At 73.2% G+C, this 21,134-nt stretch carries 19 protein-coding genes; 5 read left to right on the forward strand and 14 right to left on the reverse strand.

The genetic code is table 11. The annotated features are described in order from the left end of the window. Both htpX and IG64_RS14555 read right to left on the reverse strand, forming a co-directional pair. A complete protein-coding gene (gene htpX, locus IG64_RS14550; RefSeq protein ID WP_037855811.1) occupies positions 1-924 on the reverse strand; it encodes a zinc metalloprotease HtpX in 924 nt (307 codons plus the stop codon). A gap of 81 nt (positions 925-1,005) precedes the next feature. Then, entirely contained in the window at positions 1,006-1,263 is a 258-nt protein-coding gene (locus IG64_RS14555; protein WP_037855812.1) for a hypothetical protein, read from the reverse strand. A 279-nt stretch (positions 1,264-1,542) separates the two neighbouring features. Here IG64_RS14555 and IG64_RS14560 point away from each other — a divergent pair, with 279 nt between their 5' ends. Continuing rightward, positions 1,543-1,806, forward strand: a complete 264-nt coding sequence (locus IG64_RS14560; RefSeq protein WP_037855813.1) for a hypothetical protein — start codon at positions 1,543-1,545, stop codon at positions 1,804-1,806. A gap of 108 nt (positions 1,807-1,914) precedes the next feature. Here the strand turns inward: IG64_RS14560 and glnA are convergent, their stop codons facing one another. Next, positions 1,915-3,324 (reverse strand): type I glutamate--ammonia ligase, encoded by a 1,410-nt coding sequence (gene glnA, locus IG64_RS14565; protein ID WP_037855814.1) that lies wholly within the window; start codon positions 3,322-3,324, stop codon positions 1,915-1,917. 206 nt (positions 3,325-3,530) lie between these two features. Between glnA and IG64_RS14570 the strand changes: the two genes are divergently transcribed. After that, positions 3,531-3,998 (forward strand): RDD family protein, encoded by a 468-nt coding sequence (locus IG64_RS14570; protein ID WP_037855815.1) that lies wholly within the window; start codon positions 3,531-3,533, stop codon positions 3,996-3,998. 96 nt (positions 3,999-4,094) lie between these two features. Here IG64_RS14570 and IG64_RS14575 read toward each other — a convergent pair whose 3' ends face one another. The 4 genes from IG64_RS14575 to lipB form a co-directional block, all read right to left on the reverse strand. Then, the gene (locus tag IG64_RS14575; RefSeq protein WP_037855816.1) at positions 4,095-4,796 is read right to left on the reverse strand and encodes a DUF4191 domain-containing protein; all 702 of its coding nucleotides are present in this window, start codon (positions 4,794-4,796) and stop codon (positions 4,095-4,097) included. A gap of 74 nt (positions 4,797-4,870) precedes the next feature. Next, on the reverse strand, positions 4,871-5,071 hold the full coding sequence (locus IG64_RS14580) for a hypothetical protein (protein ID WP_037855817.1): 201 nt from the start codon (positions 5,069-5,071) through the stop codon (positions 4,871-4,873). Between the two features lie 274 nt (positions 5,072-5,345). Beyond that, a complete protein-coding gene (lipA, locus tag IG64_RS14585) occupies positions 5,346-6,332 on the reverse strand; it encodes a lipoyl synthase (RefSeq protein ID WP_037855819.1) in 987 nt (328 codons plus the stop codon). Between the two features lie 154 nt (positions 6,333-6,486). Continuing rightward, a complete protein-coding gene (gene lipB / locus IG64_RS14590) occupies positions 6,487-7,284 on the reverse strand; it encodes a lipoyl(octanoyl) transferase LipB (RefSeq protein ID WP_037855820.1) in 798 nt (265 codons plus the stop codon). A 244-nt stretch (positions 7,285-7,528) separates the two neighbouring features. Here lipB and IG64_RS14595 point away from each other — a divergent pair, with 244 nt between their 5' ends. After that, complete coding sequence (locus tag IG64_RS14595; RefSeq protein ID WP_037855822.1) at positions 7,529-9,064, forward strand: hypothetical protein; 1,536 nt, start codon at positions 7,529-7,531, stop codon at positions 9,062-9,064. Between the two features lie 37 nt (positions 9,065-9,101). Here IG64_RS14595 and IG64_RS14600 read toward each other — a convergent pair whose 3' ends face one another. Beyond that, entirely contained in the window at positions 9,102-10,601 is a 1,500-nt protein-coding gene (locus tag IG64_RS14600; RefSeq protein ID WP_037855823.1) for an NAD(P)/FAD-dependent oxidoreductase, read from the reverse strand. Positions 10,602-11,216: 615 nt separating this feature from the next. Next, the gene (locus IG64_RS14605; protein ID WP_037855826.1) at positions 11,217-12,113 is read right to left on the reverse strand and encodes a TIGR01777 family oxidoreductase; all 897 of its coding nucleotides are present in this window, start codon (positions 12,111-12,113) and stop codon (positions 11,217-11,219) included. A gap of 89 nt (positions 12,114-12,202) precedes the next feature. Between IG64_RS14605 and IG64_RS14610 the strand changes: the two genes are divergently transcribed. After that, on the forward strand, positions 12,203-12,781 hold the full coding sequence (locus tag IG64_RS14610) for a GNAT family N-acetyltransferase (RefSeq protein WP_037855829.1): 579 nt from the start codon (positions 12,203-12,205) through the stop codon (positions 12,779-12,781). Positions 12,782-12,852: 71 nt separating this feature from the next. Here IG64_RS14610 and IG64_RS14615 read toward each other — a convergent pair whose 3' ends face one another. Then, positions 12,853-14,046 carry a MarP family serine protease gene (locus IG64_RS14615; RefSeq protein ID WP_037855831.1) on the reverse strand — a complete coding sequence of 398 codons (1,194 nt, stop codon included), beginning with the start codon at positions 14,044-14,046 and terminating at the stop codon, positions 12,853-12,855. A gap of 498 nt (positions 14,047-14,544) precedes the next feature. On the opposite strand from IG64_RS14615, the gene IG64_RS14620 reads away from it, so the two are divergent. Continuing rightward, entirely contained in the window at positions 14,545-15,366 is an 822-nt protein-coding gene (locus IG64_RS14620; protein ID WP_037855835.1) for a peptidoglycan recognition protein, read from the forward strand. 24 nt (positions 15,367-15,390) lie between these two features. Here the strand turns inward: IG64_RS14620 and IG64_RS14625 are convergent, their stop codons facing one another. The 4 genes from IG64_RS14625 to IG64_RS14640 form a co-directional block, all read right to left on the reverse strand. After that, positions 15,391-15,909, reverse strand: a complete 519-nt coding sequence (locus tag IG64_RS14625; protein WP_037855838.1) for a DUF4240 domain-containing protein — start codon at positions 15,907-15,909, stop codon at positions 15,391-15,393. Between the two features lie 151 nt (positions 15,910-16,060). Next, the gene (locus tag IG64_RS14630) at positions 16,061-17,203 is read right to left on the reverse strand and encodes a helix-turn-helix transcriptional regulator (RefSeq protein WP_051812916.1); all 1,143 of its coding nucleotides are present in this window, start codon (positions 17,201-17,203) and stop codon (positions 16,061-16,063) included. Between the two features lie 104 nt (positions 17,204-17,307). Beyond that, on the reverse strand, positions 17,308-20,010 hold the full coding sequence (gene aceE, locus IG64_RS14635; protein ID WP_037855840.1) for a pyruvate dehydrogenase (acetyl-transferring), homodimeric type: 2,703 nt from the start codon (positions 20,008-20,010) through the stop codon (positions 17,308-17,310). Between the two features lie 315 nt (positions 20,011-20,325). After that, positions 20,326-20,949: a GntR family transcriptional regulator gene (locus IG64_RS14640; RefSeq protein ID WP_037855842.1), complete on the reverse strand. Its 624-nt coding sequence runs from the start codon at positions 20,947-20,949 to the stop codon at positions 20,326-20,328. Positions 20,950-21,134 lie beyond the last annotated feature (185 nt).

Raw genomic sequence — 21,134 nt, forward strand, 5'->3', positions numbered from 1 at the left:
TCAGCCCGCCTTCCCCGGCGTGGCGGCCTCACCCAGCTCGGCGGAGATCCGCCCCAGCTGTTCGAGGCGCTGCTCCAGGCTCGGGTGGGTGGAGAAGAGCCGGGCGATGCCGGGGTCGGAGCCCAGCGCGGGCGTGAAGTAGAACGCGTTGAAGGCCTGGGCGGTGCGCAGGTCCTCCGAGGGGATCCGGGCGATGGTGCCCGTGACCTTGGTGAGCGCCGAGGCCAGCGCGGAGGGCCGCCCGGTCAGCAGCGCCGCGGCCCGGTCCGCGGCCAGCTCGCGGTAGCGCGACAGCGCCCGGATCAGCAGGAAACTGATCGCGTACACGGCCGCCGACACGCCCATCACCATGGCGAACAGGGCCAGGGTGTTCTGGTCCTTGCGGCCCCGCCCGCCGAAGACCTCCGAGTAGAAGGCGAACCGGACCACCAGCCCCGCGAGCACGCCGAGGAAGGACGCGACCGTGATCACGGCGACGTCCTTGTGGGCCACGTGCGACAGCTCGTGGGCGAGGACGCCCTCCAGCTCGGCGGGCTCCAGGCGCCGCAGCAGGCCCGTGGTCACGCACACCACCGCGTTGTCCGGGTTGCGGCCGGTCGCGAACGCGTTGGGCATGTCCATGTTGGACACGGCGACCACCGGCTTGGGCATGTCCGCGATGGCGCACAGCCGGTCGACCACGGCGTGCAGCTCGGGGAACTCCTCGCGTTCCACCACCCGGCCGTGCATCGCGAACAGCGCGATCCGGTCGGAGAACCAGTACTGGGCGATGAGCACACCGGCCGCGATCACCACGACCAGCACCCACGACTTCAGCAGCACGATCAACGCGGCGACGAACGCCACGTACAGCAACCCGAGCAGGAACAGCGTGAGACCCATGCGCACGGTCAGCCGCCGGTCGCTCCCGAAGCGGCTCTGCATCTTGCATCACCCCGCAGTCAGGCACTCGTCCCGACATCCAGTGTGCACCTGGGAGAGCGCGCGGGACCGGTTGCTCGCGGCTCAGTGCAGCGCGCGGATCCGGGCGTAACCGATGAGGACGATCAGGGTGGCGACGCAGCCGAGGACCACGGCCGTGGACGCCCACGAGGAGCGGCGGGGGGCGGCGGGGCCGGGGTCGCCGCGGAAGGGGACCGGCCGGGGCGGATTGTCCTTCCAGCGCGCGGCGAGCATCCGGGCCCGCGCGGAGGGCTCCTTGTGCTCGGCGGCGCTCACCCACCGGTGGTCGAACACACGCTCGAATTCGTCGCGTCCGGACATCCCCGTCACTGTTCCTGCCTCTCGGTGCTCCCCGGCCGCCGGCCGGGCGACGGCTTCCGTCAGTAGGAGACACGCGGGGCGCCGGAAGGTTGCACGGCGGCCGGAGAAGCCCGTGACGTGCCGCGACGCGGACCGGGGCGGGCCCGCCGTCCCTCGTTCGGCTCAAGATGCTGAGTCGTCGGGGGGAAGCTAGCCTCGTTGAGTGTGATCGCGCTGCGGCCGCGGCCTTCCGTCACGTTCCCCGAGAAGCTGTACGAGTGGGTGGAAGGAAGGTATTCCATGAAAGCACCACGCGCGAGGCGTCTGTTCGCACTCTCCACCGCCGGCGTCCTGCTGGCGGGCGGCGCGGCGATCGGCGCGGCGGGCACCGCCTCGGCGGCCACGCCCCAGACCACCTCCGTCACGACCAACCACGGCTGCGGCTGGTGGAGCAGCAACTGCTACGGCCACCGCGACGGCCGCGGCGCCCTCTACGGCCCCGGGTACGGCTACGGCTACGGCTTCGGCTACAACCAGAGTTCCGTCGTCGTGATCGTGCTGTGACGCCGGCGGCCCCGGGCCGGCACCACCAGCGAGAACCGCCCCCCGTGCGACAGACGCACGGGGGGCGGTTCCACGGTGGCACCGGCACGGGGCGCCGGGCGGGGTCCGTCACACGTCGAAGTACAGCTCGAACTCGTGCGGGTGCGGGCGCAGCTGGAGCGGGGCGATCTCGTTGGCGCGCTTGTAGTCGATCCACGTCTCGATCAGGTCGGGCGTGAACACGTCGCCCTGGAGGAGGAACTCGTGGTCGCGCTCCAGGCGGTCCAGGACGGCGCCGAGGGAGGTCGGGACCTGCGCGACGTTCGCGTGCTCCTCGGGAGCGAGCTCGTAGAGGTCCTTGTCGATCGGCTCGGCCGGCTCGATCTTGTTCTTGATGCCGTCCAGGCCCGCCATCAGCAGGGCCGAGAAGGCCAGGTACGGGTTGCCGGAGGCGTCCGGGGCGCGGAACTCCACGCGCTTGGCCTTCGGGTTCGAACCCGTGATCGGGATACGCATCGCGGCGGAGCGGTTGCGCTGCGAGTACACCAGGTTCACCGGGGCCTCGAAGCCCGGCACCAGACGGTGGTACGAGTTCACCGTCGGGTTGGTGAAGGCCAGCAGCGACGGGGCGTGCTTGAGGATGCCGCCGATGTAGTAGCGGGCGGTGTCCGACAGGCCCGCGTAGCCGGCCTCGTCGTAGAACAGCGGGTCGCCGTTGCTCCACAGCGACTGGTGCACGTGCATGCCCGAGCCGTTGTCACCGAAGATCGGCTTCGGCATGAAGGTCGCCGTCTTGCCGTTCTTCCACGCCACGTTCTTCACGATGTACTTGAAGAGCTGGAGGTCGTCCGCGGCGGCCAGCAGCGTGTTGAACTTGTAGTTGATCTCGGCCTGGCCGGCGGTGCCCACCTCGTGGTGCTGGCGCTCGACCTTCAGACCGGACCGCTCCAGCTCCAGGGAGATCTCGGCACGCAGGTCGGCGAAGTGGTCGACCGGCGGGACCGGGAAGTATCCGCCCTTGTAGCGGACCTTGTAGCCGCGGTTGTCCTCCAGCGCACCGGTGTTCCAGGCGCCGGCCTCGGAGTCGATGTGGTAGAAGGACTCGTTCTCCGCGGTCCGGAAGCGGACGGAGTCGAAGACGTAGAACTCGGCCTCGGGGCCGAAGAACGCGGTGTCGGCGATCCCGGTGGAGGCCAGGTACGCCTCGGCCTTCTTCGCCACGTTGCGCGGGTCACGGGAGTACTGCTCGCCCGTGATCGGGTCGTGGATGAAGAAGTTGATGTTGAGCGTCTTGTCCCGGCGGAACGGGTCCACGCGCGCGGTGGACAGGTCGGGGCGCAGGGCCATGTCCGACTCGTGAATGGCCTGGAAACCACGGATCGAGGATCCGTCGAAGGCCTGCTCGTCGTCGGGGTCGAACGCCTCGGCGGGCAACGTGAAGTGCTGCATGACGCCCGGCAGGTCGCAGAAGCGGACGTCGACGAACTTGACGTCCTCGTCCGCGATGAACTTCTTGGCCTCGTCGGCGTTCTGGAACATCCAGCTCCTCCTACTCCCGACCGTCCCGCCGGGGTGGTAGATCGTTCGTGCGGCCAGTGCGGTGGCACACGGTGCCTCGACCCTAGGGACGGGTGATTTCCCGGGCGTGACCCATTTGTTTCGCAGAAGTTAACCGGCCCGGGCGGGGTCACGGCGCGGACACCCCGGCCGCCTTCCTCCCTCCAGCCTCGCAGTACCGTGGACGGGTGGACAACAGGCAAGCAGTGGGATCGTGGCTCTCGGGGCCGCGCGCCGCCATGGAAGACGCGGGTGCCGACCTCGGTTACCGGGGCGAACGGCTGGGACTGCCCGAGGAAGGACCCGGCTCGATCGCCCGCCCGGGCAGGCGGCTCGGGGCCATCGCCGTCGACTGGGCCCTGTGCATGCTGATCGCATACGGCCTGATCACCCACGGCTACCGGCAGGCCACCGGCAACTGGGCGCTGCTCATCTTCTTCGTGCTCGGCGTCCTCACCGTCGGCACCGTCGGCTGCACCCCCGGCAAGCGCCTGCTCGGCCTGCGCGTGGTCGCCCTGCGCACCGGCGGCGTACAGCCGCTGCGCGCCCTGCTGCGCACCGTCCTGCTGTGCGTGGCGATCCCCGCCCTCATCTGGGACCGTGACGGCCGCGGCCTGCACGACCGGCTGGCGGGGACGGTCGAGGTGCGGATGTAGCGTCCACGCGAAGACGCCGTACGTACGACGAGGGGGCGCCCGGAGTGATCCGGGCGCCCCCTCGTCGTACGACGTCTCGGGCCGGCTGGCGGAAGGTCAGCGGGCCTTCGGGCCGCCCCGCGGCATCCGCATGCCCTTGGGCATCGGGCCCTTCGGCACGGGCATGTTGCTCATCAGGTCGCCCAGGGCGCGCAGCCGGTCGTTGGTGGCGGTGACCTGCGGGCCGGTCAGCACGCGGGGGAACTTCAGCATGGTCGTGCGCAGCTTCTTCAGCTCGACCTGGCCCTCGCCGGTGCCGACGATCACGTCGTGCACGGGCACGTCCGCGACGATGCGGTTCATCTTCTTCTTCTCGGCGGCGAGCAGGGACTTCACCCGGTTGGGGTTGCCCTCGGCGACCAGGACGATGCCGGCCTTGCCGACCGCGCGGTGCACCACGTCCTGGCTGCGGTTCATGGCGACGGCCGGGGTGGTGGTCCAGCCGCGGCCGACGTTGTCCAGTACCGCGGCCGCGGCGCCGGGCTGGCCCTCCATCTGTCCGAAGGCGGCGCGCTCGGCCCGCCGTCCGAAGACGATCGCCATCGCGAGGAACGCGAGCAGCAGGCCCAGGATGCCCAGGTAGACGGGGTGGCCGATCAAGAAGCCGATCCCGAGAAGGACACCGAAGACGACGATGCCGACGGCCGCGAGTACAAGACCGATCTTCGGGTCGGCCTTGCGGGTCATCTTGTACGTCAGAGCGATCTGCTTCAGTCGCCCCGGGTTGGCAGCCTCGGCTGCGGGTTCCTTCCTCGCCATGCCACGAAGTCTACGTGGCCCCGGGAGTGACCGACGACGCAGTCTCCGCGGGGGAGCGTGCGGCCTGCGGCAGGCTAGGGACCCACGGCGGTGAACCGGTCGAGGGCGCGTTCGGCCTCGACGCGGTCCTTGGCGCGGCGGCGGTCCTCCAGGACGGAGGTCCAGGCGTTGCGCCGGGCGGTGCGCTGGCCGCCGCTCATGAGCAGCGACTCGACCGCACGTAGTGCGTCCGTGAAGGACGGGATGGCTGTGGCGCGAACGGGCGCGGCCTGCATGGTGGAGGTCCCCCCTCGTAACGGCTCCGGGTGCGCGTGGCGTGAGTCCAGGGTCACTGACTGGTGTTACCAGGGCGTGACCGACCGGTCAAACAGGGATGAAGCCCTGGCACCGGGGGCCGAACGGGCGACGCGGCCCCCGCCGGCGCCCTCATCTGCGGCGACGGCCGGAACCGCGTCGTACCGGCCACTACTGGGTAGTAGGTTCTTGTGCGCGAATTCACACAGTCTCTGCGGCCGGGCGGGGCACGGCCTGTGACGGGAGGTCAGGCGGTCAGACGGCCTGCGCGGCGACGACGGAGTCGGCCGGCTGCGGAGCGGCCGCACGCTGTTCGATCGCCATCCCGTACAGCCGCCCGGCACGGTAGGAGGACCGTACCAGCGGTCCGGACATCACGCCCGAGAAGCCGATCTGCTCGGCCTCCTCCTTCAGCTCGACGAACTCCTGCGGCTTCACCCAGCGCTCCACCGGGTGGTGGCGCACGCTCGGGCGCAGGTACTGCGTGATGGTGATCAGCTCGCAGCCCGCCTCGTGCAGCTGCTTCAGCGCCTCGCTGACCTCCTCGCGGGTCTCGCCCATGCCGAGGATGAGGTTCGACTTGGTGACCAGCCCGACGTCGCGGGCCTCGGTGATCACCTTCAGGGAGCGCTCGTAGCGGAAGCCGGGGCGGATCCGCTTGAAGATCCGCGGGACCGTCTCGACGTTGTGCGCGAAGACCTCCGGACGGGAGGAGAAGACCTCGGCCAGCTGCTCGGGGACCGCGTTGAAGTCGGGGGCCAGCAGCTCGACCTTCGTACGGCCGCCCTCGCGCCCCGCCGTCTGCGCGTGGATCTGGCGCACGGTCTCGGCGTACAGCCAGGCGCCGCCGTCCTCCAGGTCGTCGCGGGCGACGCCGGTGATGGTGGCGTAGTTCAGGTCCATGGTGACCACGGACTCGCCCACCCGGCGCGGCTCGTCGCGGTCCAGCGCCTCGGGCTTGCCGGTGTCGATCTGGCAGAAGTCGCAGCGCCGGGTGCACTGGTCGCCGCCGATGAGGAAGGTCGCCTCGCGGTCCTCCCAGCACTCGTAGATGTTCGGGCAGCCGGCTTCCTGGCAGACCGTGTGCAGGCCCTCGCTCTTCACGAGGTTCTGCATCTTCGTGTACTCGGGACCCATTTTCGCCCGGGTCTTGATCCACTCGGGCTTGCGCTCGATGGGGGTCTGGCTGTTGCGGACCTCCAGGCGCAGCATCTTGCGTCCGTCGGGTGCGACTGCGGACACGTCGGCTCCCTGTAGCTTCGATTCTTCGGCGTACACCAGGGTACGCCCGTGATTGTTGCGCCCGGTCGGTGAGGGCAACCCCGGGACCCGGGAGATCATTCCCGCCGCCGGCCCGTGCCGGCCTTGGCGGCCCACGCCGTCCGGCGGGCTCCCGTCAGGCGGTCGCCTTCTCGATCACGCGCGGCTTGAGGTCGGCGTTCTCCAGCACGTCCCGCAGGTGGCGCTCGACCACCGGCAGCACCTCGTCGAGGGTGACGTCACGGCCCAGCTCGCCCGCGAGCGAGGCGACACCGGCGTCGCGGATCCCGCACGGGATGATGCGGTCGAACCACTTCATGTCGGGGTTCACGTTGAACGAGAAGCCGTGCATGGTGACGCCCTTGGCCACGCGGATGCCGATCTGGGCGATCTTGCGGTCCTCGCGGCGCTGGCCCGCGTTGGAGGGGGCGTACTCCGGACCGTTCAGACGCGGGTCGAACTCGTCGTCGGTCAGGCGCGGGTCGAAGTCCAGGGACAGCCCGCCGAGCGCGGGCCGCTGCTCGACGGGGTCGCCGAGCACCCACACGCCGCTGCGGCCCTCGACCCGGGTGGTCTCCAGCCCGAAGTCGGCACAGGTGCGGATCAGCGCCTCCTCGAGGCGGCGTACGTGCGCGACCACGTCCACCGGCCGGGGCAGCTTCTGGATCGGGTAGCCGACCAGCTGGCCGGGGCCGTGCCAGGTGATCTTGCCGCCGCGGTCCACGTCGATGACGGGCGTGCCGTCGAGCGGGCGCTCGCTGTCCTCAGTGCGCCGGCCGGCCGTGTAGACCGGAGGGTGCTCGAGCAGCAGCACGGTGTCGGGCACCTCGTCCGCGAACCGGGCGGCGTGCACCCGGCGCTGCTCGTCCCAGGCCTCCTGGTAGTCCACGGCCTCGGCACCGAATCCCCTGCGGACGAACCGCAACTCACTCACGGCAAGCGCCTCCCTGGAAGGTCGTCAGGCACGTAACGTGCCCACGCCACTGTACGTCCGGCCGTCACGCGTCAGCCGCGCGGGCAATCCTCACACGATCGGATGAATGCGTGCCGAACTCTGCGGTCGGCCGCTCACTCTCCGCTACATTCACGCCGTTCATGAGGCCATAAGGGCTGCTCACAGGCAATCCGGGCACCACGCGGCCGCGTGCAGGCCCGAAAGGCAGGAGACCGCACCGCAGATGACGGAACGACCCGCGCAGCGCACTCCCAACCGCCAGCTCGCCGCGCTCATCGCAGAAGCGGGGTTCTCCAACGCAGGTCTGGCCCGTCGTGTGGACCAGCTCGGCCTCGAACACGGCCTGGACCTGAGATACGACAAGACGTCGGTCACCCGCTGGCTGCGCGGCCAGCAGCCGAGGGGCACCACGCCGGCCCTCATCGCGGAGGTCTTCACCCGGCGCCTGGGCCGCCGCCTGACCGCGCAGGACCTCGGCCTCGACGCCTGTGCCCCGGTCTACGCCGGGCTGGAGTTCGCCGCCGCCCCCGAGGAGGCCGTCGACATCGTCAGCGGACTGTGGCGCAAGGACTCCGGGAGCCACGCCGAACTGCGCAAGATCGCCTTCACCCCGGCCGGTCTGGTGGTGCCCAGCCGTGACTGGCTGATCGGGCGGGCCGACGACCGGGTCGCCCGGGCCGTGCCGCCCGCCGCCGCCCGGGTCCCCGCCCAGGGCCGGACCGCCGCCGCGCCCGCGCCCGCGCTCGCCGCCACCGGCCGGCCCGCCCCCGGTGATCCCGGATCCGGCCGGCCCGTCTCCGGCGTGCCCCGCCAGCGCGGCCGGGCCGAGCGCCCGCAGACCGAGCGCGAGACGGTGCAGCGGGTCACCGCGGGGGACATCGCCGCGCTGCGCTCGGTCGGCGAGCTGTTCCGCGGCATCGACGACATGTACGGCGGCGGCCACGCCCGCCAGGCCCTCGTGCGCTACCTGGAACACGAGTGCGAGCCGATGCTGCGCGGCAGCTACGGCGAGCAGACCGGCCGCCGCCTGTTCGCGGCGGCGGCCGACCTCACCCGGCTCGTCGGCTGGACGTCGTACGACATCGCCGCGCACGGGCTCGCCCAGCGCTACTTCGTCCAGGCCCTGCGGCTCGCCCAGGCCGCCGGGGACCGGCCCTACGGCGCCTACGTCCTGGTCACCATGAGCCGCCAGGCCGTCTACCTCGCGCACGGGCGGGAGGCCGTCCAGCTGGCGCGGGTGGCCCAGCAGGGCCTCGGCAGCTCGGCGCCGCCCGCCGTGCAGGCGCTGCTGCACGCCGCGGAGGCGCGCGGGCACGGGGTGCTCGGCGAGGTGCGGGCCTGCACCGCCTCGCTGGCACGTGCCGAGCGCGCCCTGGAGGCGGCCAGGCCCGGCGACGAGGTGCCCGCGTGGGCGCGCTCCTTCGACGAGGCCCAGCTCGCCGGCGAACTCGCCCACTGCCACCGGGACCTGCAGCAGCACCGCGCCGCCGCGCAGCACGCCGAGCGCGCACTGCAACTGCGCCCACCGGCGTACGCCCGCAGCCGCCTGTTCTGCCGGGTCGTCCTCGCCACGGCCCGCCTCGCCCTCGGCGATCTGGAGCAGGCCTGCCGCCTGGGCGCGGAGGCGGCCGCCCAGGCCGCGGACATGCGTTCGGTACGGGCCGACGAGTACGTCCGCGACTTCGAACGCCGTCTGGAACCGTACAAGGACGCGCCGCCGGTCCGGACCTACCGCGACAAGGTCGCGGCCCTCGGCTGACGGGGGAGGGGGCGGGGCCGGGGCCCCGCCCCCGGTGTCAGGCCGCCGCCGCCCGCGGGGCCTGTGTCGCGCGGGGGTCCGCGCTGTGCATCGGGCGGCCGGCGCCCAGGTCGGCCAGGATCGCCGCCGCCGCGCGGTGGGCCGAGTGCAGGGCGCCCTGGAGCGTGCTGGTGTCACGGTGGTCGCCGCAGACGTACAGGCCCGCCAGCAGCCGCACCGGCCGCCTCGCGTCGTGCGGGGGACGCATCGCCGGCACCGCCTCCGCGGTGTGGTGGACGGCCAGCGTCTCCCAGCGCCCGGTCGGGGTTCCGTACAGGCGGGCCAGATGGCGGCGTACGGCGGTGTCGACGTCGGCCGGCGGCTCGCCCAGGACCGTCGAGGAGACCAGGGCGCGGCCGGCCGGGGCCCGGGACGGGTCGACCCGGCTGATCACCGCCGTGTGCGCGACCGGGCCGCCCCGTTCCGCGTCGAGCAGCAGGTGGCCGCCCGTCCGGGGCGGCTCGTCCGTCGTGTGGTGGACGACCGTCACGGGGTGGAAGTCCGGCACGTGCAGCCCGGGCAGCAGCTCGGCGGCGGTCCGCGCGCCGGTCGCCACCAGCACCGCGTGGCAGCGGATCTCGCCGTGCTCCGCGGTGGTCACCGCGTTGGTGGACACGGAGGTGACCCGGACACCGGTGCGCACGGTGCCCGGCGGCAGCGTGTTGGCGAGCAGTTCCGGCAGCACCTCGGCCCCGCCCTCCGGCAGACACAGCCGGCCCGTGGCGAAGGCGCGCAGCGCCAGGTCCGCGCACCGGCTGGAGGTGGTGAGGTCCGGGTCGCACAGCAGCGCGGACAGCAGCGGGCGCAGGAAGCCGTCGACGGTGCGGGCGGGCAGCCCGCGGTCCGCGAGGGCCTGGCCGGCCGGGAGTTCGGGCCGGGCCATGAGGCGTTCGACCGGGGTGGCGGCGATACGGGCGAGCGCGGCGCGCAGCCGCAGGGGGGTGCCGATGCCGAAGGGCTGGGCGCGGTCGGCCGGTGCCGCGGAGCGGCCGGCGCTCCCCGGCACCGCGAAGCCGGGCCCTGCGGCCTCGTCGAGCAGGGCCGCCGCCGGTGCCGCGCCGGCCCGGGGCCGCAGCGGCGGGACGGCGCGCAGGGCGCGGCCGGCCCGTCCGCCCGGCGCGGCCGGGGAACGGGGGGCGCTCGCCAGGGCGCGCACGGCGTGGAATGCGCTCCGCGCGCTTCCGCCGCCCGCTGGGGCGCCCGCGCGGTGGTGGCGTCCGTCGTTGTGCAGCAGGACCCCCGGCGCGAAGGGCCGCAGCACGAGCGCGTCCAGCCCCGGGCTGCGGCCCAGTTGGGGGTAGGACGTGAACAGCAACTGCCCGATCCGGTCGAGCCGGAAGCCGTCGATCTTCTCCGTCGACATGCGGCCGCCCACGTAAGGGGCGGCCTCCAGGACTGCGGTCGTTACTCCTGCGCTGGTGAGCCGGTGCGCGGCGGAGAGCCCGGCGACTCCGGCTCCCACCACCACGACATCCACCTGGTACGCGGGCTCAAGCACGTGCCCCTCCTCGAGGTTGCGCGGCCGGTGGAGCGGTGATGCCCGCGACCGGCTTGAGGAATACCCGAGTTCGGCACGAGGTTAGGGCCGCGTCCGGTCAGGAACAGTCGCGCATCGGCAGGGCACGGTCGCACAGCGGTCGCATGCGGGCGCGTACTTTCGGGATCCACCGGGATCCGCCGAGATCCATCGAGATCCACCGGGATCCGCCGGGATTCACCCGGATCCATCGAGAACCGTCACCGGCGGTTCGCCCCACCGGTCGCACACCGCCCGCGCCGGCGGGCGAGAACCGGTGGGGTGGGGTCCGTTCGTCCCGGTGGTCGAGAACCGGTGGTCGGGGCCCGTTCGTCCCGGGCCGTCCCCTGCCGCTCGTGCCGGTGGTCGGGGCCCGTTCGTCCCGCCGGTCCCTTGCCGCGCGCCCCGGTGGTCGGGAACCGGTGGCCCCGGCCGTCCCTTGCCGCTCGCGTCGGCGGTCGGGTCCGGGAGGCCCCCGGTTGTCACGCGCCGCGCGCGCCGGCGTTCACGCCCGGCGGGCGCCGCTCGTCCCGGCCGCCCCGCAGTCGCTCGTACGGGGTTCGCGCGGCCGGCTCGTACGGCGGCTCCCTCCGCTCCTCACAGCGCCGCCCGTACGGCGTCCTCGATCCCCGGGAAGGCGAAGGTGAACCCCGACTCCAGCAGCCGCCGCGGCACCACCCGGGCACTGCCCAGCACGTCCCCGGCCATCTCCCCGAGCGCGGCCCGCAGCACCGGCGCCGGCACCGGGAACAGCGCCGGCCGGTGCAGCACCCGGCCCATGGCCGCGGTGATCTCACGGTTCGTCAGCGGATGCGGAGCGGTCAGGTTGACCGGTCCGGACAGGCTCTCGGTGTCGATGAGGTGGCGCAGCGCCGCCACCTCGTCGTGCAGCGCGATGAACGACCAGTACTGCCGCCCGTCCCCCATCCGGCCGCCCAGACCGGCCCGGAACAGCGGGAACAGCCGCCCCCACGCACCGCCCTCGCGGGCCACCACCAGACCCGTCCGCGCGAACACCGTCCGTACGCCCGCCTCCTGCGCGGGGGCCGCGGCCTCCTCCCACTCCACGCACAGCGAGGGCAGGAAACCGTCCCCGGGCGGCGCGTCCTCGTCGACGGCCCGCTCGCCCGTGTCGCCGTAGAAGCCGATCGCGCTGCCGCCGACGAAGACCCGCGGCGGTGTGCCGAGGGCGGCGACGGCCTCGGCGAGCGCCGCCGTGCCGAGCACCCTGCTGTCCCGCAGCGTCCTCTTGTACGCGTCCGTCCAGCGGTGGTCGCCCACCCCCGCACCCGCCAGGTTGACCACCGCGTCGCACCCGATGAGCCCCGTCGTGTCGACGTACTGCCGCTCCGGGTCCCAGCGGACCTCGTCCGCGCCGCGGGCCGGACGGCGCACCAGGCGCACCACCTCGTGCCCGTCCGCGGCCAGGGACCGCACCAGGGCGCTGCCGATCAGACCGGACGCGCCGGCCACCGCGATGCGTGAACGTTCCATGGACCCATCCTGCCCCGCCGCAGCCCTTCCGCCCCGCCCGCCACGGAAATACCCGGCGGCAGTGCCCCGGCCGCCCCTACAGTGCCCCCATGCCCGACAGTGCCGCCCCCGTGCCCGACAGTGCCCCCATACCTGACAGCGCCGCACCCCTGCCCGGTGGCGCCGCCCCGCCCGGCGGCGGCCGCGTCCCGCACGTCCGCCGTGCCACGGCCGGCGACGAGGAGGTACTGGCGCGGCTCGACCGGGCCGTCTGGTCCCCGCTGCACTCCGTGCAGCCGCGCCCCGAGGAACCGTACGAGCCGTTCTTCACCGAGCGGTCGGGTCCCGAGCAGCACCTGGTCGCCGAACTCGACGGCCGGCTCGTCGGCTACGTCCGCCTCGGCCGCCCCACCGAACTGGCCGCCAACGCGCACGTCCGCCAGATCCGCGGCCTCGCCGTGGCCGACGCGGCCCGGGGCGCCGGCGTCGGCCGCGCCCTGCTGCGCGCCGCCGTCGAGGAGGCCCGCCGTCTGGGCGCCCGCCGCATCTCCCTGCGCGTCCTCGGGCCCAACACCCCGGCGCGCAGGCTGTACGAGTCCGAGGGCTTCGTCGTGGAGGGGATCCAGCCCGGGGAGTTCTTCCTGGACGGCGTCTATGTCGACGACGTCTTCATGGGCCGCCCGCTGTGACCCGCTGAGGCGGGCCCGTCCGGAGGCGGTCGCGCGTCAGGGGCGGTGCCGGGCCAGGCGGTCACCACGTGTCAGGAGGCGACCAGCCGGCCCGTGTCCACGGGCGCGGTGGCGCTCGCCGCCCGCTGCGCGTCCGGGGCCACCTCGGCCGCCGTCAGCGCGTAACCCGTCTCGGCGTCCGAGGTCGAGCGGGCGAACACCATGCCGTACACCCGGCCGCCCGTGGTCAGCAGCGGGCCGCCGGAGTTGCCGGGCCGGACCGTGGAGCGGATCGAGTAGATCTCGCGGGTGACGGTGGCGTCGTTGTAGATGTTCTGGCCGGTGGCCCGGATCCGGTTCGCCACCGTCGCCGCCTGCAGGTTCAGCCCGCCGTCCTGCGGATAGCCCGCGACCACGGCCGCGTCGCCCCGCCCGGCGGTGTCGTCGAAGCGCAGCACGGGAGCGCGCAGCCCGGGGACGTAGAGCACGGCCACGTCCCGGTCGGGGTCGAAGAGGACCACCCGCGCCGCGTACGAATGCCCGACGCCGCCGATCTGCACGTAGGGGCTGTCGATGCCCGCGACCACGTGCGCGTTGGTCATCACGTGCTGCCGCGCGTACACGAAACCGCTGCCCTCGCGGCCCTGGTTGCCCGAGGAACCCTCGATCTTGACCGTGCTGAGCCGGGCGGCGCCCGTCGCGCTCGCCGTCACGCTGTCGCCGGAGGGACGGGCGACGCCCGCCGCGGGCTCGTTCTCGAACGGGTTGAAGACCTGCGGGAAGCCCGCCTCGGTCAGTGCGGAGGTTGCCCGCGAGAACCAGGCGGGGGTGGTGTCCGGCATCGCGTCCTGGACGGTCCCGAGCAGCGTGGAGTCCCGTATCGCCGAGGTCACCACGGGGGAGGAGGAGGCGCCCAGGACGCTCGCCGCGACCCAGGCCACGATCAGCACCGCCACCGAGTTGGCGGCGGCACCGCCGATGCCGTCGGCCACGCGCAGCGGGCCGCGGCCGGCCCGGTCCAGCTCGCGCCGCAGCCGCAGCGCGAGGCGCCCCGCCAGCTCGTGCCCCACGACCGCGGGCACCAGGACGGTCAGGACGGCGGCGACGGTGGCCGCCGTCGTCCCGCGGGTGACCAGGTCCATCACCCACGGCAGCACCCACACGCCGATGACGGCGCCGCCCACGAAACCGGCCAGCGAGACACAGCCGGCCACCAGTCCGCGCCGGTAGCCGGACGCCGCGTACAACACGATCACCAGCAACAGCACGAGGTCGAGCAGGTCCACGCATGCCGCCTTTCTCTCGGACCCGGATACGCGCGGGACGGGCCCGGTGATCAGCGTGTTCGGACACGCGCACGTGGGTCCGGGAACCGGCCACGTGTACGTGTACCCACAGAAACGCCCCGGACCAGGACGATGGTTCCACCAGGTGGCACAGCACACATCGCGGACGGGGCGGATGGGGGTGAGGGTGAGGTCATGCGTGGAGTGGGGAAGGAAGGGCGCGCCGCCCTGCGCCCGCGGGGCCCGGAGCGGCGGCGCGCCCCGTGGCGGCGGACGAGGTGGGCCCGGCGGACGCCGTGCTCCGGACGGTCGCCGCTGTCGCCGCGGACGCCCTGGACGCGGTGGGCCCGGCCCGGCCGGCCGGCCTGGCCGGATCAGGCGGCCGGTCCGGATCTGCCTGCCTGGCCCGGTCGGCCGGCCACTGCGGTCCGGCAGGCTTGGCGGCGACCGCGGGACCGGTGGGACGGGATCCCCCAGGAGCCGCGGAGCGTCCTGGCGGTGCGCCGCCGCACCCGGCTGCTGCGGCGTGCCCTCGTCGCGCTGCTGTGCCTCCTGCCGGCGGCCGGCGCCGCCGGCGCGCTGCTGCTGGGCGCGCGGGACACCGGCCGCACGGTCACCGAGCGGGCGCCGACGGGGGCGCACGCACAGGACGCGGGGCCGTGGGCCGGGCAGACCCTGACACCCGGCCCGGCCGCCCCCGCGCACCACGCGCCCCGGCCGCGCATCGTGCCCCGGTCGGTCTGGCTGGACGCCACCGCGCGGCACGTGCAGCCGCCCCCGCGCTACGACGACAAGGTCGTCGCCGTGTTCGTCCACCACACCGACTCGCCCAACGGCTACGCCTGCGCCGACAGCCCGAGCATCATCCGCCGCCTCTACGCGGGGCAGACCGGCGCCCGCAAGTGGGACGACATCGGCTACAACTTCCTCGTCGACCGCTGCGGCACGATCTACGAGGGCCGTGCCGGCGGCATCGAACGAGCCGTCACCGGCGCCCACACCCAGGGCTTCAACCACCGCACGGCCGGTATCGCGGCCATCGGCACCTTCACGGCGGGCACGCCCGTGCCCCGCGCCCTGACCGACGCCATCGCCGCGCTGGCCGCCTGGAAACTCGGCCTGGCCGGGGTCGACCCGCGCGGCAGCGTCACACTGGTCTCCAGCAACAAGCTCGCCCGCTACACCGCCGGCACCGCAGCGCTGCTCCCGGCGCTCGCCGGCCACACCGACGGCTTCCGCACCACCTGCCCCGGCGCGGCGCTGACCGTCCGCCTCCCCGCGATCCGCGAGACGGCGGCCCGGTTGCAGGGCCGGCGCTGAGACCGGGCTCCGCCCCCGTCCGTGTCAGTCGTGGAACCGGCCCCACAGCCGTGGGTAGCGCTCGGCCAGTGCGCCGTCGTCCTCGAACTCGACCGGGGTGCCCTCCGGTTCGGCCGGCGCGGGCGGGATGCCGAGGTCGGGGGCGACCGTCCCGGTGAGCTGCTCGTAGGCCTCGTCCGCCGCGTACCCCAGTTCCTCGCCGTCGCCGTCGATCTCCTCGTCGAAGTCGTCCAGCAGTTCGGCCAGCGAGTCCGGGTCGTGCAGGGCACCCTCGAACACCTCCCGGCCCTGGCCGATCAGCCAGCACCGGAAGTAGTCGAAGGCGTCGTCGCTCGCCCCGTCCAGCAGCACCCACGCGGCGCCCCACAGATCCCAGCGGTACGCGCGGTTGTAGCGGGACTCGAAGTGACGGGCGAAGTCGAGAACCTGCTCCGGGTCGAACCCGAGCAGCCGCTCCACGAGCAGATCGGCCTGCTCCTCGGGATCCCCCTCGGCGGCCCCGCGCGTCGCGTCGATCAGCTCCCAGAACTCCGTCTCGTCCATCACGGGTTCAAGCATCGGCCCTCACACCGCCCCCCGCACGCGGAGTGCGGCGGATCGTTGCACGTCCTACACCCTCCGGCCGCGCCGCCCCGCGAAAGCGCGCCGGGCACCCTGCGGCGTCCTGCCTCCCCGTGCCACGCGGCCGGTGCCCTCACGCCGCCCCGGTGCCCTCTCCGTCCGCCCCCGGCGCTTCCTCTCCGTCGGCCGGCGCCGCCGGGCCCCCGGTGCCGTACAGGGTGGTCAGGCGCAGGGCGTCCCGGGTGAAGCGCTCGCGCAGGGAGGCGGGGGCCAGGATCTCGGCCTCCGGACCCAGGGCCCTGAGCTGGGCGTGCGCGACCTCCTCCGATTCCACCAGCAGGGTCACCGTCGTCCGGCCGTGTCCGTCCGGGGGACCGGCGGCGGCCAGGGCCTCGCGGGCCGCCGCCGGGTCGACGGCGTGCGGCAGCCCGCGCAGCCCCTCCTCGGACAGCCGTACGACCACCTCGGCGCGCAGGATCGAGCGGGCGAACTGCTCGGCGCGCTCCGCCCAGAACGCGGCCAGGTCGAAGGTCTCGTCCCGGGCGAACCGCCCCCCGCCCGGTTCGACCGCCGTGAACCGGTCGAGCCGGTAGACCCGGTGAGCCGCCGCTTCGGCCCCGCGAGTCGTTTTGTCCCGGTGAGTCGCTTCGGCTCGGGCAGCCGTTCCGGACCGGTGCGCCCCCAGCCCGCCGTCCGGCGCGTGCTCCGCGACCCGCGCGCACAGGTACCACGCGCCCGCCTTCAGCACGAGACCGTACGGCTCCAGCTCGCGTACGACCTCCGTCCCGCCCTCCCCGCGCCGGTAGCGCACGGTGAGGACGAGGTCGCTCCAAACCGCGTCCGCCACGGCGGGCAGCAGCGGGGGCACCGTGGGTTCACGGAACCAGGCCGGGGCGTCCAGGTGGAAGCGCTGCGCCGCCGTGCGGGGGGCGTCGCGCACGGCGGGCAGCAGCGCCGCGGACACCTTCAGCCGGGCCGCCGAGGCGGCGTCCTCCAGACCCATGTCCCGCAGCGCGCCCGGCACACCGCTGAGGAACAGCGCCTCCGCCTCACCGCGCGCCAGGCCCGTCAGCCGCGTGCGGTACCCGCCCACCAGCCGGTAGCCGCCGGCCCGCCCCCGGTCGGCGTACACCGGCACGCCCGCCTCCGACAGCGCCTGCGCGTCCCGCGTGACGGTCCGCTCCGACACCTCCAGCTCACGGGCCAGCTCGGCGGCGGTCATCGGCTGCCGCGACTGGAGCAGCAGCACCATCTTGATCAGGCGGGCGGCACGCATACGGCCATCATGCCGGGGACCACTGACAGCGCCGACGGCGAAGGGGCACGGCGAACGCCGTGCCCCTTCGTGACGGGAACCCCGGCCCTTGCGGGCCGTGCTCCTTACAGGCCGTACTTCTCCCGGGCCTCCTTGACCGCCGAGGCCTTGACCTCGCCGCGCCGGGCCAGCTGCGCCAGGGCCGCGACGACGATCGACTCGGCGTCCACCCCGAAGTGGCGGCGGGCGGCCTCACGGGTGTCCGACAGGCCGAAGCCGTCGGCGCCCAGCGACGAGTAGTCCTGCTCGACCCACTGCGCGATCTGGTCCGGGACCTGGCGCATGTAGTCGGAGACCGCCAGCACCGGGCCCTCGGCGCCCTGGAGCGCCTGGCGTACGAAGGGCACCCGCTCCTCGCCGCGCAGGAGGGCCGCGTCGGCCTCCAGCGCGTCGCGGCGCAGCTCGCCCCACGAGGTCGCCGACCACACGTCGGCGGCAACGCCCCACTCCTCGGCGAGCAGCTGCTGCGCCTTGAGCGCCCAGTGGATCGCCGTGCCCGAGCCGAGCAGCTGGATGCGCGGCGCGTTCGCCGGGGCGGTCAGACCGGCCGACTCCGCCGTGTTGAAGCGGTACAGGCCCTTGACGATGCCCTCGTCGATGCCGAGGCCGGACGGCTTGGCCGGCTGCGGCAGCGGCTCGTTGTAGACGGTGAGGTAGTAGAAGACATTCTGGTCCTCGCCCTCGGCCGCCTCGCCGTACATGCGGCGCAGGCCCTCCTTGACGATGACCGCGATCTCGTACGCGAACGCCGGGTCGTAGGAGAGCGCCGCAGGGTTGGTGGCCGCGATGACCGGGGAGTGGCCGTCGGCGTGCTGCAGGCCCTCACCGGTGAGCGTGGTGCGGCCGGCCGTGGCGCCGACGAGGAAGCCGCGGCCGAGCTGGTCGCCGAGCTGCCACATCTGGTCGGCGGTGCGCTGCCAGCCGAACATCGAGTAGAAGATGTAGAACGGGATCATCGGCTCGCCGTGCGTCGCGTACGACGACGAGGCGGCGATGAAGTCGGCCATGGAACCGGCCTCGGTGATCCCCTCGTTGAGGATCTGGCCGTTCTTGGCCTCCTTGTAGTACATCAGCTGGTCGCGGTCGACCGGCTCGTACGTCTGGCCCTTGGGGGAGTAGATCCCGAGCGAGGGGAACAGCGACTCCATGCCGAAGGTGCGCGCCTCGTCGGGGACGATCGGCACCCAGCGCCTGCCGGTCTCCTTGTCGCGGACCAGGTCCTTGACCAGGCGGACGAAGGCCATGGTGGTGGCCACGCTCTGCGAGCCGGAGCCCTTGTCGAAGGCGCCGAACGCCTTGTCGGCCGGGGCCGGCAGGGCCGCGACGGGGTGCACGCGGCGGGCCGGGGCCGGGCCGCCGAGGGCCGCGCGGCGCTCCTGGAGGTAGCGCACCTCGGGGGAGTCGGCGCCGGGGTGGCCGTAGGGGACCTGGCCGTCGACGAAGTCGCTGTCCTTGATCGGCAGCTCCAGCAGGTCACGCATCTGCTTGAACTCGTCCACCGACAGCTTCTTCATCTGGTGGTTGGCGTTCTTCGAGGCGAAGCCGCTGCCCAGGGTGTGGCCCTTGACCGTCTGGGCCAGGATCACCGTCGGGGCGCCCTTGTGCTCCAGGGCGGCCTTGTACGCGGCGTAGACCTTGCGGGCCTCGTGGCCGCCGCGCGAGTAGTGGAAGCACTCGATGATCTTGTCGTCGCTCAGCAGCTTCGCCATCTCGGCGAGCGCCGGGTCGGCGCCGAAGAAGTCCTGGCGGATGTAGGCCGCGTCGCGGGTCTGGTACGTCTGGATCTGCGCGTCCGGCACCTGGCGAAGGCGGCGCAGCAGCGCGCCCGTGGTGTCGAGCTGGAACAGCTCGTCCCAGGCGGTGCCCCACAGCGACTTGACCACGTTCCAGCCGGCGCCGCGGAACTGGGCCTCCAGCTCCTGCACGATCTTGAAGTTGGCGCGGACCGGGCCGTCCAGGCGCTGCAGGTTGCAGTTGATGACGAACGTGAGGTTGTCGAGCTGCTCACGGGCGGCCAGCGCGAGCGCGGCCGTCGACTCGGGCTCGTCCATCTCGCCGTCACCGAGGAACGCCCACACGTGCGAGGCGGAGACGTCCTTGATGCCGCGGTTGGTGAGGTAGCGGTTGAAGCGCGCCTGGTAGATCGCCGACAGCGGGCCGAGGCCCATGGAGACGGTCGGGAACTCCCACAGCCAGGGCAGGCGGCGCGGGTGCGGGTAGGACGGCAGTCCGTTGCCGCCGGCCTCCTGGCGGAACTTGTCCAGGTGCGCCTCGGTCAGGCGGCCGTCCAGGAAGGCACGGGCGTAGATGCCGGGGGAGGCGTGGCCCTGGATGTACAGCTGGTCGCCGGAGCCGTCGCCCTCCTTGCCGTGGAAGAAGTGGTTGAAGCCGGTCTCGTACAGCCATGCCGCCGAGGCGAAGGTGGCGATGTGGCCGCCGACGCCGTACTTGGAGCCTCGGGTGACCATCGCCGCCGCGTTCCACCGGTTCCACGCGGTGATCCGGGCCTCCATGGCCTCGTCACCGGGGACGGCCGGCTCGGCCGCGGTCGGGATGGAGTTGACGTAGTCGGTCTCCAGGAGCTTCGGCAGGGCGACACCAGTGCCCTCGGCGCGCTCCAGCGTGCGGCGCATCAGATACGCGGCACGGTGCGGCCCGGCCGCCTTGGCAACGGCGTCCAGGGAGGCCTGCCATTCGGCGGTCTCCTCGGGGTCGCGGTCCGGGAGCTGGTCGAGCTCGCTCGGCTGGATGGCGTTGGGGTCGGTCATGTCGCCGCCTTCCTCAGTCGAAGGGGGTTCCCTCATCTGCAAGGGTTCGGGGGTGCCCTAGGTCTTTGGCAGGACAGGGCTGGAGGGGCTCTGGTGGAAGCCCGTCGCCGACTGTAACTCCCTGATCGATGATCGATCAAAGGGTTGAGGGTCAAAACCTCTTGATTACGAGAAAGTCGGCACCCGGTGCCTTTCGAACAGGCACGCGGTGCCGTGTTTTCGAAGCGTTTTCCCAGGTGAGCGGCGAAGTGCTCGACTGCTCGGACGGGGGGAGCCGACGGCTCACGGGCGGGGGCGCGCAGCCCGGACGCGGTGTCACGGACGCGGCGCGCAGCCCAGGACGTGCGCCTTCACCAGCTCCGCGATCCGCGCGTCACGCCTGCGGAACGCCTGCACCAGCTCCTCGTGCTCCTCCGCGTACGACTGCTGGACGGTGCCCAGCCAGCGGATCGACAGCGCCGTGAAGACCTCGATGCCCAGGCCCTCCCAGGTGTGCAGCAGCACCGAGTTGCCGGCCGCGCGCACCAGCTCCCGGTGGAAGCCCACCGTGTGCCGCACCTGCGCGGTGCCGTCCGCCCGCCGGTCGGCCTCGTACAGCGCGGACACGTGCGGCTCCAGGGCCGAGCAGTCCTCGGCCAGCCGCTCCGCCGCCAGCTCCGCCGCGATGGCCTCCAGACCGGCCCGGACGGGGTAGCTCTCCTCCAGGTCGGCGGCGCTCAGGTTGCGCACCCGCACGCCCTTGTTCGGGGCCGACTCGATCAGCCGCAGCGACTCCAGCTCGCGCAGCGCCTCCCGCACCGGGGTCTGGCTGACCTCCAGCTCGGTCGCGATCCGCCGCTCCACGATCCGCTCGCCCGGCTTCCAGCGCCCGCTGACGATCCCCTCCACGATGTGCTCGCGGATCTGCTCGCGCAGCGAGTGGACGACGGGCGCGGTCATGGAGGCTCCTTAAAGCGGGACCGGGCGGCGGCCCCCGGGGGCGTTGACGCTTAGACAATACGGCGGTCAGCGCGGGGCGGAAGGGCGCATACGGGCGCTTTCACGCAGGTGAGACGAGGCTTACACGCCGTGATGGCCAAGAAACGGCAAACGGCGGCGCCCCCGCCCGGAGTGCTCCGGACGGG

This window comes from Streptomyces sp. NRRL S-340, from assembly GCF_000720185.1.
In the GTDB taxonomy this organism is placed as follows: domain Bacteria; phylum Actinomycetota; class Actinomycetes; order Streptomycetales; family Streptomycetaceae; genus Streptomyces.